General features: G+C 52.2%; 11 protein-coding genes and 2 pseudogenes. All 13 read left to right on the top strand.

Annotated elements, in window-relative coordinates; all coding sequences use genetic code 11:
• The first annotated feature begins 1 nt into the window (after window position 1).
• The 13 genes and pseudogenes from tssK (at window position 2) to D9734_RS19070 (ending at window position 13,509) form a co-directional block, all read left to right on the top strand.
• The gene (gene tssK, locus D9734_RS19130) at window positions 2-1,345 is read left to right on the top strand and encodes a type VI secretion system baseplate subunit TssK (protein ID WP_130209727.1); all 1,344 of its coding nucleotides are present in this window, start codon (window positions 2-4) and stop codon (window positions 1,343-1,345) included.
• Window positions 1,342-2,643 carry a type VI secretion system protein TssL, long form gene (gene tssL, locus D9734_RS19125; protein ID WP_130209725.1) on the top strand — a complete coding sequence of 434 codons (1,302 nt, stop codon included), beginning with the start codon at window positions 1,342-1,344 and terminating at the stop codon, window positions 2,641-2,643. Before tssK ends, tssL begins: the two co-directional genes overlap by 4 nt.
• A gap of 7 nt (window positions 2,644-2,650) precedes the next feature.
• Entirely contained in the window at window positions 2,651-3,337 is a 687-nt protein-coding gene (locus D9734_RS19120; protein WP_130209723.1) for a hypothetical protein, read from the top strand.
• Window positions 3,334-3,621 (top strand): hypothetical protein, encoded by a 288-nt coding sequence (locus D9734_RS19115; protein WP_130209721.1) that lies wholly within the window; start codon window positions 3,334-3,336, stop codon window positions 3,619-3,621. Before D9734_RS19120 ends, D9734_RS19115 begins: the two co-directional genes overlap by 4 nt.
• A pseudogene (gene tssM / locus D9734_RS19110) lies at window positions 3,621-7,486 on the top strand (type VI secretion system membrane subunit TssM). The gene D9734_RS19115 and the pseudogene tssM overlap by 1 nt, the downstream one beginning before the upstream one ends.
• On the top strand, window positions 7,486-8,256 hold the full coding sequence (locus D9734_RS19105) for a TagF domain-containing protein (protein WP_130209719.1): 771 nt from the start codon (window positions 7,486-7,488) through the stop codon (window positions 8,254-8,256). Before tssM ends, D9734_RS19105 begins: the two are co-directional and overlap by 1 nt.
• A gap of 27 nt (window positions 8,257-8,283) precedes the next feature.
• Window positions 8,284-8,754, top strand: a complete 471-nt coding sequence (locus D9734_RS19100) for a glucosaminidase domain-containing protein (RefSeq protein ID WP_130209717.1) — start codon at window positions 8,284-8,286, stop codon at window positions 8,752-8,754.
• Window positions 8,739-9,212 carry a hypothetical protein gene (locus D9734_RS19095; RefSeq protein WP_130209715.1) on the top strand — a complete coding sequence of 158 codons (474 nt, stop codon included), beginning with the start codon at window positions 8,739-8,741 and terminating at the stop codon, window positions 9,210-9,212. The genes D9734_RS19100 and D9734_RS19095 overlap by 16 nt, the downstream gene beginning before the upstream one ends.
• An 18-nt stretch (window positions 9,213-9,230) precedes the next feature.
• A pseudogene (locus D9734_RS23610) lies at window positions 9,231-9,359 on the top strand (cytoplasmic protein); the annotation flags it as partial.
• The gene (locus D9734_RS19085; protein WP_130209713.1) at window positions 9,353-9,724 is read left to right on the top strand and encodes a DUF2195 family protein; all 372 of its coding nucleotides are present in this window, start codon (window positions 9,353-9,355) and stop codon (window positions 9,722-9,724) included. The pseudogene D9734_RS23610 and the gene D9734_RS19085, both read left to right, overlap by 7 nt.
• A gap of 501 nt (window positions 9,725-10,225) precedes the next feature.
• Window positions 10,226-10,762, top strand: coding sequence for a L,D-transpeptidase family protein (locus tag D9734_RS19080; RefSeq protein ID WP_130209711.1), 537 nt, complete (start codon window positions 10,226-10,228; stop codon window positions 10,760-10,762).
• Between the two features lie 66 nt (window positions 10,763-10,828).
• Window positions 10,829-13,042 (top strand): type VI secretion system Vgr family protein, encoded by a 2,214-nt coding sequence (locus D9734_RS19075; RefSeq protein ID WP_130209709.1) that lies wholly within the window; start codon window positions 10,829-10,831, stop codon window positions 13,040-13,042.
• Window positions 13,043-13,065: 23 nt separating this feature from the next.
• Entirely contained in the window at window positions 13,066-13,509 is a 444-nt protein-coding gene (locus tag D9734_RS19070; RefSeq protein ID WP_130209707.1) for a DcrB-related protein, read from the top strand.
• Window positions 13,510-13,520 lie beyond the last annotated feature (11 nt).

Raw genomic sequence — 13,520 nt, 5'->3', positions numbered from 1 at the left:
TATGAGTTGGAATAACCGTGTGGTCTGGAGTGAAGGACAATTTTTGCTGCCACAGATGTTTCAGCAGCAGGAACGCTATCTGGAACATATCATTCATTACCGCAGTTTGCCGCTTTCGCCTTTTTTCTGGGGCTTCAGTGAATACGGCATTGATAGTGAGGCGCTGAACATCGGAAAACTGGTACTCACGAAGGCTTCCGGAGTGTTTGCCGACGGTACGCCGTTTAATGCGCCGGGTCACACACCACTACCGCCGCCTCTGACCATCCTACCAGAGCACCTTAACCAGTTGATTTATCTGGCAGTGCCAATACGTACGCCGAACAGTGAAGAAACCAGCTTCGGCAATAACCCGGAATCACTGGCACGCTTTTCGGTGCATGAAAATGAAATCCGCGATGCCAACTCTCTGGGGCGCGGCGCACAACTGTTGCAACTTAGCCACCTGCGCCTGCGACTGTTGCCGGAAAAAGCGGTGACAGATGCGTGGATCGGTTTGCCCCTGACGCGCATTACGACGATACATCCTGATGGACGCATCGAGCTTGACAACGATCTGATCCCGCCGGTGGCAAATTACCAGGCAAGCGCACTGATATGTACGTGGCTATCGTGGATCAACGATTTGATAAAAATGCGCGCAGATTCACTGGCGCAACGGTTGACGGGCAGCGATAAACACGGCCATGAGGCGGCAGAGGTATCGGATTACCTGCTTCTGCAAATTCTCAATCGTTTCGGCCCCTTACTGATTCATATGGCGAAAACGCCGCTGTCGCCGGAAGTGCTCTATCGGAACCTGTGTGAACTGGCTGGGGAACTCTCTACCTACGTACGGCCACAGACGCGCCGTCCGGAAGAATATAAAGAATATAAGCACCTGACGCCCTATGCCGGGCTGAAATCGGTAGTGGATGAGGTGCAGTACCTGCTGAATGCTGTGCTGATCCGCGGAGCGCAGCGAATCACTCTGGAGGAGGGAACTTACGGTATTCTCAATGCGGTGGTTGAGCCTTCCGAACTGTCAGATTTCAGCTCATTAGTGTTGGCGGTGAAGGCGCATATGTCCGCAGACACCTTACTGCAACATTTTTCGGCCCAGACCAAAATAGGGCCGTCCGAACGCCTGCCGGAATTGATTCGCTCGCACCTGCCGGGTCTTGCTTTACAGGTATTGCCGGTGCCGCCGCGTCAGATCCCGTTCCAGGCTGGCTACATCTATTACGACATCCGCCGCGACGGTGTGCTGTGGGAACATATCGCCCGCTATGGCGGTATGGCGATGCACACCGCCGGAGAATTTCCGGGGCTGGAGTTGGAGTTGTGGGGAGTTCGCGATAAATGACCGACGAGATTCTGACGCCACCTGCGGTGAATACCCTGTCATTCCAGCCATCAGTGGGTGGCACAAAGTCGCCTGATAATGACATCCAGGACAGCCTTCGTGGGGAAGATATAAAGGTGGTGGTTGAAGATGGCCCGGATATGAAGCTTCGTCTGGCCGAAATTACTGCTGCCGTGAATCCTCTACTGGCAGCGGCCAGCCCGTTGCTATGCGCACTGGCGCAAATGCCCCGCGAACTTTCCCCTGGTTTTGTCGAACATTACCGTGTCCTACTGGAGCGTGAAGTTCGTAGATACCAGACGCTGTGTGATCAGGCAAACCTGCGGCGCGAACATGTGCTGGCGGTGCGCTATTGCCTGTGTACGTCGCTTGACGAAGCTGCCAACAACACCACCTGGGGGCGTCGTGGTGTTTGGGCTGGAAAAAGCCTGCTGGTTACTTTTCATGGCGAAAGTGAAGGCGGCATCAAGCTATTTCAGATAATTGGGCGTCTGGCCGCAAGTTTCCAGGAGCACAGCGATGTGCTGGAAATCATATACCACATTCTGGGGCTGGGTTTTGAAGGCCGCTACAGCGTTCGGCCCGACGGGCGTAAGCAACTGGACGATATCCGTCAGCAATTGTTGACCCAATTGGTCCAGCGCCGCGATCCGATAACGCCGACGCTCTCACCGGGGTTTACCGGTGCCGTCAGCGGACGGATGCGGCGGATGCGCCGGATGCCGGTCTGGCTGAGTGCAGGAATAGCTCTGTTGGTGATGCTGACGGTATTTGGCCTTTATAGCCACCGGATGGATCTCGCCACAGAAACCGTACAGCAACGTATCGACGCCATCGGTAAACACCTGCCGCCACCGCCCGTTCCGGTGCACAAACTGCGGCTGAAAATCCTGCTGGCGAACGAAATCGCGCGTGGCCTGCTAACGGTTGAGGAAGATGAGCACCACAGTCGGGTTGTATTCCGTGGCGACACCATGTTTGTACCGGGGCAGAAAACCGTGAATGACACGTTGCGCCCGGTGATTGATAAGGCCGCGCGGGAGATTGCGCGAGTGGGCGGTGCCGTGACGGTGACCGGCCATACCGACAGCCAACCGATCCACTCCGCTGAGTTCCCGTCCAACCAGGTGTTGTCGGAAAAACGTGCGGCAGAAGTAGCTTCGCTGCTGACATCTGGTGGCGTTCCGGCTAGCCGAATTCGGGGTGTCGGTAAAGGGGATACTATGCCGGTGGCTGATAATAGTACTAAAACTGGACGAGCGCAGAATCGCCGGGTGGAAATTCTGGTGGTGGAGTGAATTAATAATGGAAAAGCTAGAGTGTAATGCGTCTAACCATTCGCCAGTGTGGGGAGTAACAGAATTTATATTCTGGAAACTGGCGCCTAAAAAATGGGGGGGAGGCGTAGCATTTGGGCGTTATTTTAAAGATGGTTGGGTGAAGCATAACTGTCTTTTGATCAATGCAGCTGCAAATGCCTGGCATTTACCTACCCCCTTACTTGCTGGAGTTTGTTGGATTGAAGTAGGGGGAGATCCTCAGATTATAGACACGCTGGCATTTGAATTTCGTGCTATGAGTTGGAGTGGGCCTGAATGGGTTGATGAACATATCACAATCGCTTCGAAACCAGAAAAAACTTCTTTTGGTGCGGTGAGTATGCAATTGCGAACTGCAGCCAGAACACTCGGGCTTGATGAGACTAAAATGGACAACTCTCAGTTGCGTGAGCTGGCAAATTGTCTCCAGCATGATGTGTTTAATATACAATTAGCTGCAAGACATCTTTATCAATTGGCTGAAAAAGATGGTTTTCAGGTATCCTTACCTCACCTGACAAAAGAACAAATAAGAATTATTGGAGCTCGTTATAATCGAGGTGTTTCCCTTAGTCTGGAAAAAATAAAGGAAGATACCAGCTATGGCGATTTTATTATAAATAACTGGTTACATTTCTCTAGTTTATTAATAACTACCTGGAAGTCTTCATGAGAAAAATAATTCAGATATCAGGGTGGTTATTATTTATTATGGGATTGGTCACTATCATGCTTTTTTCCGGGAGTGAGTACCAGTGGATGCAGGATATGGACCCTTCAATAACAGCATTACCTCAGGGAAATGGAAATAGAGATGTAATCAGAAAATTAATTTATTCTATTTCAGTGGCTATTCAGATTGTTCTTTATTTTCTTTCAGTATCGCGTACAGGAAAGGGGGTTTCAGCCCTGGGCATTTTGCTATTACTGATTATCGCATGGAGTTCTGAACAATAATGCAAAAATTTCTCAGTCTGCTGTTTTCCCGCCGCGCGCTGGCCATTGTTGGCGTGGTGATGCTGGCGTTGCTGATCTGGTTTATTGGGCCGCTGGTGGCGTTTGACACCCTGCATCCGCTCGCGTCCGTGGGAAGTCGGGTAGTCACCATCGTTCTGTTACTGATGTTCCTCGCACTGTGGCTGGTTAACTGGTCGATGAGCATCATTGGCGTGACGGTTCTGTGCCTTGTCATCGGTTTTGTTTCACCCCTGCTGGCCTTCGGTAATGTTCATCCATTTGCGCCGCTGTGGCTGCGTCTGTCGCTTATCGGCCTGATCCTGCTGTCTTATGCGCTGTATGGCCTGTACCGGCTGTGGCGAGCGCTGCGTCTGGATGAACAACTGCTACGCCGTTTCCTGCATCCGCGTGGGGAAGACGTACCTGTGGCAGGGGAAATTAAAGCCGACCTGCGTACCGTCAGCCATATTGTCACTCGCGCCATCCGGCAACTGAAACAACTGCGCGTAGACCTGCCCGGCTGGCGTAAAGTCCTGGAAGGAAAGCGTTTTCTGTACGAGCTGCCGTGGTTTATGGTTATCGGCAGCCCCGGCGATGGTAAAACCACCGCGCTGCTTAACACCGGGCTACAGTTTCCGCTGGCGGAGCAGATGGAGCAGACCGCGCATATCCTCACCGTGCCGGGCGGCGGCACGCTGCACTGCGACTGGTGGTTTACCAACGAGGCGGTGCTTATCGACACCGCCGGGCGCTATGCCCGCCACGATGATGGCGGTGAAATCAGTGCAACCCAGCGCAACGCAGGGGAATGGCAGGGCTTTCTGGGGCTGCTGCGCAAACACCGTCCTGGCGCGCCGCTGAACGGCGTTATCCTGACGCTAAACGTGGCGGATCTGACCGCGCAGTCCCCGGCGGAACGACTGGCTGCCTGTGCGGCTCTGCGTGCGCGGCTGGCTGAACTGCGTGAGACGCTGGGTATTCGTTTCCCGGTTTATCTGGTTGTCACTAAGATGGATCTGCTGCCGGGCTTTACGGAGTATTTCCGTGGGCTGACCAGTCACCTGCGTGCCCAGGTCTGGGGCTTCACCCTGCCATACAGCCGCAGGCGTCACGCCAGCGATCCGCAGTCGTTGCATGCGCTCTGTGGCCAGGAACTGGCAAATCTGACGCTGCGGCTGGAGCAGGGGCTGGATACCCGGTTGCAGGAAGAGTACGACCTTAAAAGCCGTCAACGGCTCTACCGCTTTCCGCGCGAATTTTCCGCGCTGGGCGCGCCGCTGCTGGAAGCCATTGAACAGATTTTCCTCGATTCAAAATTTGACGCCACCCAGCTTAACAACACCCTACGCGGCGTATTTTTTACCAGCGCCGCACAGGCGCAGGCAGACGCGGTGGCCGATCAGACGGGCATCTGGCAGCGCTTTGTCCGGGCGATCAAAGGGAAAGTGGAGTCACCTTCTCATACCTTACTGGACGGCAACCGCAGCTATTTTCTGCATGATCTACTGACCCAGTTTATCTTCCGTGAAGCACACCTGGTGGAGCCGAATCTTCAATGGGCCTGGCGTTATCGCCTGCTGCGTACTGGCGGGCATCTGCTGGTACTAGCGTTGGCTTTCTGGTTGTGGCAGGGAATGCAGGGCAGCCAGCAGGGTAACAGCGGCTATCTGAATGAAATCGCCAGCAGGACGGTCCAACTGGATGGTGACGTCAAAGCCTATACCGGAAAACCTGCTATGCAGCCTGTCCCAGTCCTGTTGAACCAGGCACGGGCGCTCTCTGCCTGGCCGGGGCTGGACCCGGACTCACCGCCGTTGGACTGGCGTTATGGTCTTTACAGCGTTCCGCCAGTGATGGAGAGCGTGGCATCCTTGTATGACCGCCTGCTGGACCAACTCCTGTTGCCGCCACTGGTGAAGCGCATGGAATATGTGCTTTCAGATGCCATTGCTCGTCAGGACAGCAAAGCCGCGTATGACGTTCTGCATGTTTATCTGCTGCTGAATCTTGATAAAGACCACGAGGACAAATACAACGCAGCGGAGATCCACACCTGGGTACTGAACGATCTGGAAAACCGCGATAGCGTGGCGGAGTTCGGCGGCCGTGCAGCGGTGCTGGAACATATCGACGCCCTGTTTGACGGCAGCCGCGTGGTGCATTCGCCTTATGACAAAGATGAGGGACTGATCCGCATGGCGCGGGCTTTCCTTGACGGTCATACCAGCACCGAGCGTATCTATACTCGAGCCCTGGCTTCCATGGAGAGCGAAGCACCGCAGGAGTTTTCGCTGGTTCGCGCGGTGGGCGCGGATGCGGGGACGGTTTTTGTCCGCACGGATGGCGCGCCGCTGGATAGGGGCGTGCCCGGCATCTTTACTCGCGAAGGCTACCGGGAACTGTTCGACAAACGGCTGTCGGAGTTTGTCGCCTCCGCATCAGCGGACGACGCTTGGGTAATGGGCCGGGAAAACGCGCAAAAAAAACGACTGATATTGTGATGAGCCAGTTGCCGGGGCAGGAACTCCCTGTTACCCGTGAGGTACGCCGCCTGTACCTGGCTGAATATGCCCGCCACTGGCAGGATTTTCTGGCTAGTATTCACAGCATCAACAGTGCCGGCGAAGACAGTAGTCCCGGACTGGCGTATGACCTTCAGGTGCTTCGCACACTGGCCTCGCCTGACTCACCTCTGATGCGCCTGAGTAAAGCGGTGGTGGAGCAGACCACGCTGGTACCGCCGCTGGATGCGCAGGCCAGACAAAAACAGATGGCCCAGCGCGCGCAGGACCGGCTCTCCGGTAATGCGGGAAAAGCAGTGCAGACGGCAAAGCTGTTGCAGGATATCCACCCGGAAGAGCGGCTGGAAAAATCGCTGGTGGATGACCGTTTCGCCGCTCTGCGAGAAGTGGTTTCCGGGCGGACGGACAGTGGACAGGGGGGCGGGGCGCCGCAGTTAAATTCGCTGCTGACGATGCTCAATGAGTATTACACCCAGCTCACTATCGCCGACAGTGCATTGGCCGCGAGCACATTACCGGGCCGCATTTCGGCGGCGGAGAAACTACAACTGGAAGCGGCAAAACTGCCCGCACCGCTGAAAAATATTCTGCTGGAGCTCACGCAGCAGGGAACGCGAAAGATCAACGCCGGCACCGGTGAAGTGCTGAACGCGCAGATGGAAGCGGTGATCGGCGATGAGTGCCGTGATGCCATTGACGGGCGCTACCCCTTCACCGACAGCCCGCAGGAAGTCAGCGCGGACGATTTTAACCGTATCTTTGCTAGCGGCGGTGTGCTGGATGCCTTCTGGACGAAGCAACTGGCCCCGCTGGCGGATACCGCCAGCAACCCGTGGCGCTACAAACCGACCGAAGGCAACATGACCTTACAGGGACCGGACCTGATGCCATTTCAGGAGGCGAAACAGATCCGCAGCGTTTTTTTTAATGGGGAAGGAGGGAAAAAGTTTTCTTGGGCGATGCAGGTCCGCGTCGTGGATATGGACCCTGCAATCACTGAACTGGTGATTGATATCGACGGCCAGGTGCTGCGTTACGCTCATGGCCCGGTCAGGCCGCTAAAAGTGAACTGGCCGGGGCCGCGCAACGGCTCAATGGCAGAAATCACCGCCAGCCCGTGCATTCGCCAGGACACCTCAACGCTACTGACTAATGGACCGTGGGCGCTGTTTCACCTGCTGGATGCGGGTAAGTCGCAGGAGACGGCGGTACGGGGAACACAGCAGGTGGAGTATAACTTCGACGGGCGGCGGGTGGTGCTGGAAATCACCGCCGGACGGGATTTTGACCCGGTGGATCGCGAGCTGCTGCAAAACTTCAGTTGCCCTATGAGGATTCTCTGATGCGCCGTGCTACGGCAGTATCGGCTCCGGCGATGTTTGGCAGACTACCGGATCAGCGGGACTATGTACGCTGGCGGGTGAGTGCGAACGAAGGGCAGGTGTGGCAGGCGTGGCTGAACCAGCAGACGTGGCTGGGGCAGGGGCGGCATATTGTTCTGCCGGAAGGAACGGATGCTGCGAAGGCCGGAATAAATGACGGTTGGATGCACCTGTCACCGCGTGAGAAAACGGCGCTGCCGGAACACCACCCATTGCCGTGGAGTTTTGTTCTGTCGCCGGAATTTTTATCCATTGGCGGGCGTGATGAGTGGCTGACCGGAGTATTGACCGCATCGCGAGACAGCACGGGCAGACCGTGGCCGCTGGTGATTTACCAGCGTGCCGGGCGGGAATGGCTGGAAGAGAGCCTGGATGACACACAGGGCTGGCTGTACTGGCTGGCGCAGTTGACGGCAGCTCATGTCTCACCACAGACAGAACGCTGCGGACGACTGGTGGAGCAGACCGACCAGTTGTGGGCGCTATGGCGACCGGGGCCGCGCTGGGCGCAGTGGCTACGCGGCTTACGACGTGTTCCGCAGCGTAGCCGGGAACTCACCGGCTTGCCGGACGCACCAGTAGTGGAACTGCCCGGTGTGCGCCACCTGCCGTGGCCGAGATGGCCAGAGAAAATACTAACGCAGGCACAACAAGGGCAAGGCTGGTTCTGGCAGCAGAACAGTGAAGGGCGGTATGTGGATGCGCTTCGGCTGGATATCCGGCCGCATTAAAAATAATCAGACAAGGAGTAGTGAATCATGGGGTCTTATGATAAAGCCTGTAATAACACTGGTGCAGTCAGGTTTGTACAGCAATATCTGAAAGAATGTGAATTAATCGCTAAGCAACTTGATGTGCCTGTGGAAAATATCCTGGGGCTTGCCGCAAAGGAGTCCTTTTACGGGCAGGGTCGAATCGCGACAGAATACAATAACTATTTTTCCATGCATGGTCCGGCACCTTTACAGTCAGGGCAGGTTCACCCGCTGGGGAGTAATAAGGTTTGGGTTACCACTTATACCTCTTTTTCAACTAGCGGAAAGTCCTTTGCAATCAGATTTGGTAATGCGGTCAGAAATAAAAAATCCCCAGAGCAATTTGCGCAGGCATTGATTGATTCTGGTTTTAATTCAGGTAAAAACAGTAATGGCGGCCATACCGGTTATGCTAGTGAGTTAGTGGGGGTGATTAATATGGTTAAGCGGAGAATAACATGTCCTGTAAATTAATATCAGTATTGCTTTTCATGGTCGTGTCCGTGAATTGTTGTGCTGAAATTCTTATCAGGAATGTGCCGCGGTTTGATCTAACGAATGTTAACCAGTCAGGTCTTACTGAAACACAGGCGCAGGCATTATTGGTTTTTTCACTAAAAAATGAAAAATATAATGTGGAATTGTCTGGGGTTTTTCTTGACAGTTCTCTGAAAGATAAAAAAGGTAACCTGTTTCATCCTGGGTATTTTAGTTTTGGGGTAGGTTATGATTCTCCTTCCGCCGGTGCGACAGATGTGTGGGGACTATTTTCAGTTAGCCCTGTAACTGGTGATATATGGGAAGAGTATTCATGCAGGAGAATCTCATTTCCCGCGCTGCAAAAAATACAAAAAGGAATAATGAAAAAAACCGGAGCAACGTTTGCCAGTGAAGTGGTTCAGCGCCGGGGGCTGGGTTGTACGGATGAGTAGGTCCAGTTGTGGAATTGCCTGCCGTGACCGTGCTGGCCAGCAAAAATGTTAACGCTGGCACAACAAGGGTATGGATGGTTCTGGCAGCAGAACAGCGAGGGGCGGTATGTGGATGCACTGTGGCTGAAGGGGTATAAATTATGTTAATGAGAATAGTATTGGCACTAGTTGTTGGATTGTTAAGTATGGAGCTTCAGTCAGCACCTACAAGGAATATATCCGATATTCCTATTTATAGTTCTCTGAGAGAATGTGTAAATATCAAACCGCTAAAACTTCGTCATGTAAATAATCTGCTTATTCTGAATGCTGAATTTACAGTAAAAAAGAATATACAGCAATGCGGTTGCTTTTATACTTTCGCACATTACATTAGCGTATTATTAACTCAGGGACCAGGAGAGGCATTGACTAACCCGAAGAATCATCTTCAGGAAGGGAAATTTCCCCTTGAAAAAAAATCGAACGCAGGATTTGGTTATATCCTCAGAATCATCCAAGATAAAAAATAACAGGCTGGCTGTTTTTATAGGCTGTGACTGGCCGGGTGGATAAATATTATTGGTTAATAAAATAATAGATTGTGATTTTTTTATGGTTAGATATTTTACTTGTCGTATGGATGTTTATGATTTGTATTTCCCCTGCTTATGTTGTAAATAAAATTTATATTATTGAATATAACAGGCTTGCAAAATGCATACTAGCCTGTCCAGTGGATCGTTATGAACAAGGTGATCTCCTTATAATTAAAATAGCATTCACATTAAGGGAAATACTGTGAAATGCAGATGATTTTATTATTTCATATATTATTCAGGGCTTCTTCCTGAAAAAAATAATTATTGCATAATTGCTTAATTCGAATAGTTTTTACAACAAGGATATTTCTCTATGGACAGAAATAAAGTAATGGATTTGATTCTGTCATCTGATTTGGGGCTTGTTCGAGGGAAAAACTGGCTTTGTATCTTCTTTGTCGCAGGGGAGAGGAAAAATAAAAGGAGAAAACGATGAGTGTGACACTGACTTATGACGGACAGATGCTGAAGTGGCCTGATGGTAAAACCTTTAAGGCGACAACTGGATATAAAGATGAGGTTTATGGGGATGAACATTTTTCTGTAACAGTTGAATATCAGAAACCAGATAAACAATGTATTGAAAATGGATCTATACCTGAAGGTAATTACAAAATATATGTACTGTTTCAGGGGGAAGCAAACATAAAACAGAATTGTGAACTTAAACCTTCATGGGGATGGACGACTATCCCGGAGGAAAAACCTGGGGGATGCCTGTGGTCAGAATGGGGGCATAACCGGGCCAGACTGGAGCCAGCTGATGATCAAACCAAAAAAGCCTGTGATGGTTCAAGAGGTGGTTTTTATATTCATGATTCTACCAAGGGTTATAGCCATGGTTGCATTGAAGTTGAACCGAAATTTTTCAGAGTACTAAAAGCCGCAATTAAGGGTGGTGAAAAACATTTTATTATCAGCGTCCATTATGTTCCCGACCGTGTCACTAATGGTGGAACGAAACAATAAGTGAATTAAATTCAGAATTATATCTGTCCGGGGAAATATTGTACTAAAGAATAAGGAGTAAAAACGATGGGTTTTGTAACCACAGGCAATAAATTTGTTGGGAGTGGAGGGCCTGCGATTACCACGCCGCCTGTAACGGGTGAAAGAGGTGGTATTAGCACAGATTCAGCCGCCGCAGTTGCGGCAGAACAGATGGCAGAACAGGCAGTAATGGATCTATTTGGTGCATTGCCAGAACCGTCTGGGTTGGTGAAAGCGGCGGTAGCCGCAGCTCAGGCCGCAGCAGCGGCTACCGGAGCGACAGTCGCGATGGATGTGGCGCAGGATGTTATATCCTCTTTTGTCTCCGGTGCTGTGGGGGGGCCGGGGGGGCATAACGTGACAGTAAGCGGCAGCGCCGTACCGCCACAAATGTTGCTGTTTGCCAGTCTGGATGGCGAAGAAACGCTGGGTGAACTGTTCAGCTACGTGGTGCAGCTTAAAACCCCGGATACCCTGAATCTGGGCTATGTTTCCTCCGCAGCTAACCTCCCGCTTAAACCCATGGTGGGCAAAGATCTGTGCGTCAATATCGAACTGGACGGTGGTGGCAAACGATATATCAGCGGGCTGGTAACAGCGGCGCGAGTTGCAGGTCATCAGGGGCGATCGGTGGTGTACGAACTGCGTATCGAACCGTGGGTAAAACTGCTCACCCATACCAGTGACTACAAAGCGTTCCAGAACAAAACCGTGGTGGATATTCTCGATGAAGTACTGGATGAATATTCCTTTCCGGTAGAAAAGCGGCTGGTGGAAAATTACCCGACGCGCACCTGGCAGGTGCAGTACGGTGAAACTGATTTTGATTTCATCCAGCGCCTGATGCAGGAATGGGGCATCTACTGGTGGTTTGAGCACAGCGAGAACAGCCACACGCTGGTACTGGCGGATGCCATCAATGGCCATAAAGCATGTCCGGACTCACCGCTGGTGGAGTGGCACCAGGAAGGACTGAAGCTGGATAAGGAGTTTATCCATACCATCACGGCCAATGAAAGTTTGCGTACCGGGCAGTGGGTACTGGACGATTTTGATTTTATGAAGCCCCGCTCATTACTGGTGAACACGGTGGCAAATCCGCGTGAAACCGGTCATGCAGACTTCGAACATTACGAATGGCCGGGAGACTACTTCACTAAGGATGAAGGCGAGATGCTGACGCGCATCCGCATGGAAGAACAGCGCAGCCCCGGGAGCCGGGTGCATGGCGGTGGCAACATCCGCACACTGATGACGGGCTATACCTTCACACTGGAGAACTACCCGACCGCAGAAGTGAATCAGGAGTACCTGCTGGTACAGACCACGCTGTTTGTGCAGGACAACGCGCAGCACAGTGGCCAGGATCAGCATTTTACTTACTCAACCAGCTTTGAGTTACACCCCACCAGCGAAGTTTACCGCCCACAACGAACCCTGAGCAAACCCCACACCAAAGGCCCGCAGAGCGCCATCGTCACCGGCCCGGCGGGGCAGGAAATCTGGACGGATAAATATGGCCGGGTGAAGGTGCAGTTTGGCTGGGATCGTTACGGTAACAATGACGAAAACAGCTCCTGCTGGGTCCGTGTCAGCTATCCGTGGGCAGGGAAAGGATTTGGCATGATCCAGATCCCGCGTATTGGCCAGGAGGTACTGGTGGATTTCAAAAACGGCGATCCAGATTTGCCCATCATCGTGGGGCGCACCTATAACCAGGACACCATGCCGCCGTGGGGGCTGCCGGGCATGGCGTCGCAGAGTGGGATATTCAGCCACTCATTGCAGGGAGGGCCGACTAACGGAAATATGCTGCGCTTCGATGATAAAACGGGTGCGGAAGAAGTGAAGTTCCACGCGGAAAAAGACCTGAATACTACGGTAAAAAACAATGAAACCCACACGATCATGGTCGACCGCACAAAAACCATTGTCAAAAATGAAACCATCAGCGTGGGAGAAGACCGTAATGCCACCATCACAAAAAATGATGGTCTTTCCGTCAAACTGGCTCAAACCATCAATGTCGGAACGACATATCGTCTGGATGTTGGCGATCAATTTACCCTTCGTTGCGGCAATGCAGCGCTTGTATTACACAAGGATGGCTCGATTGAGTTTTGCGGAAAACAACTTTTACTGCACACCAGCGATGTTATGCAACTCATTGGCAGTGGCATTGATATGAACCCGGATGGCGGAAAAGCCATTACTGCGGATGATATTGCCCCGTTATCCACTCCGGATGCTTCTGAATAAAAAATAATAAAAGGATTTTATCTATGACCAGCCTTTACCGTATTCAGGAGGGCAGCTTTGCCCTGCCTGAAACTTTTCTTGATCGCACCGTCAATATCTTCGTCCCGTCGGGCAATGAGAGGGCAACTCCCAGTCTGAATATTTCCCGCGATACGCTCAGGTCCGATGAAAACCTGACCACCTATATTGACCGCCAGATAGCCTTGATGAAAAAAAACCTGGGCCAGCACCGGGTACTTTCGCGGGGAACGGCACTGGCGGGAACTGGCGAAGCTGCCATGACAGGTGAACAGATTCTCGCAACTCATCGTTCTGGAAAAACAGAAGTGTACCAGCGTCAGGCCGGGTTTATCACCGGGCCAGCAAAGGTACTGGTGTTGACGCTGACCAGTCAGCGTCCTTTTGATGAGCACACCGACCAGCTATGGACTGCATGGTTGACCAGTTTTCAGCCTGCTAAAAGCTAAAAAAACAGGGA

Source organism: Escherichia sp. E14S1 (assembly GCF_004211995.1).
Taxonomy (GTDB): Bacteria; Pseudomonadota; Gammaproteobacteria; order Enterobacterales; family Enterobacteriaceae; genus Escherichia.
The sequence above is the reverse complement of the archived record's forward strand: the minus strand, read 5'-3'. Positions and strand labels throughout refer to the sequence as shown.

What these genes read in the sequence shown, in the direction of transcription:
- D9734_RS19085 (WP_130209713.1), top strand. Translation starts at nt 9,353, where the DNA reads ATGTTAATGAGAATAGTATTGGCACTAGTTGTTGGATTGTTAAGTATG.
- D9734_RS19105 (WP_130209719.1), top strand. Translation starts at nt 7,486, where the DNA reads ATGCGCCGTGCTACGGCAGTATCGGCTCCGGCGATGTTTGGCAGACTA.
- D9734_RS19075 (WP_130209709.1), top strand. Translation starts at nt 10,829, where the DNA reads ATGGGTTTTGTAACCACAGGCAATAAATTTGTTGGGAGTGGAGGGCCT.
- tssL (WP_130209725.1), top strand. Translation starts at nt 1,342, where the DNA reads ATGACCGACGAGATTCTGACGCCACCTGCGGTGAATACCCTGTCATTC.
- tssK (WP_130209727.1), top strand. Translation starts at nt 2, where the DNA reads ATGAGTTGGAATAACCGTGTGGTCTGGAGTGAAGGACAATTTTTGCTG.
- D9734_RS19080 (WP_130209711.1), top strand. Translation starts at nt 10,226, where the DNA reads ATGAGTGTGACACTGACTTATGACGGACAGATGCTGAAGTGGCCTGAT.
- D9734_RS19070 (WP_130209707.1), top strand. Translation starts at nt 13,066, where the DNA reads ATGACCAGCCTTTACCGTATTCAGGAGGGCAGCTTTGCCCTGCCTGAA.
- D9734_RS19120 (WP_130209723.1), top strand. Translation starts at nt 2,651, where the DNA reads ATGGAAAAGCTAGAGTGTAATGCGTCTAACCATTCGCCAGTGTGGGGA.
- D9734_RS19095 (WP_130209715.1), top strand. Translation starts at nt 8,739, where the DNA reads ATGTCCTGTAAATTAATATCAGTATTGCTTTTCATGGTCGTGTCCGTG.
- D9734_RS19115 (WP_130209721.1), top strand. Translation starts at nt 3,334, where the DNA reads ATGAGAAAAATAATTCAGATATCAGGGTGGTTATTATTTATTATGGGA.
- D9734_RS19100 (WP_130209717.1), top strand. Translation starts at nt 8,284, where the DNA reads ATGGGGTCTTATGATAAAGCCTGTAATAACACTGGTGCAGTCAGGTTT.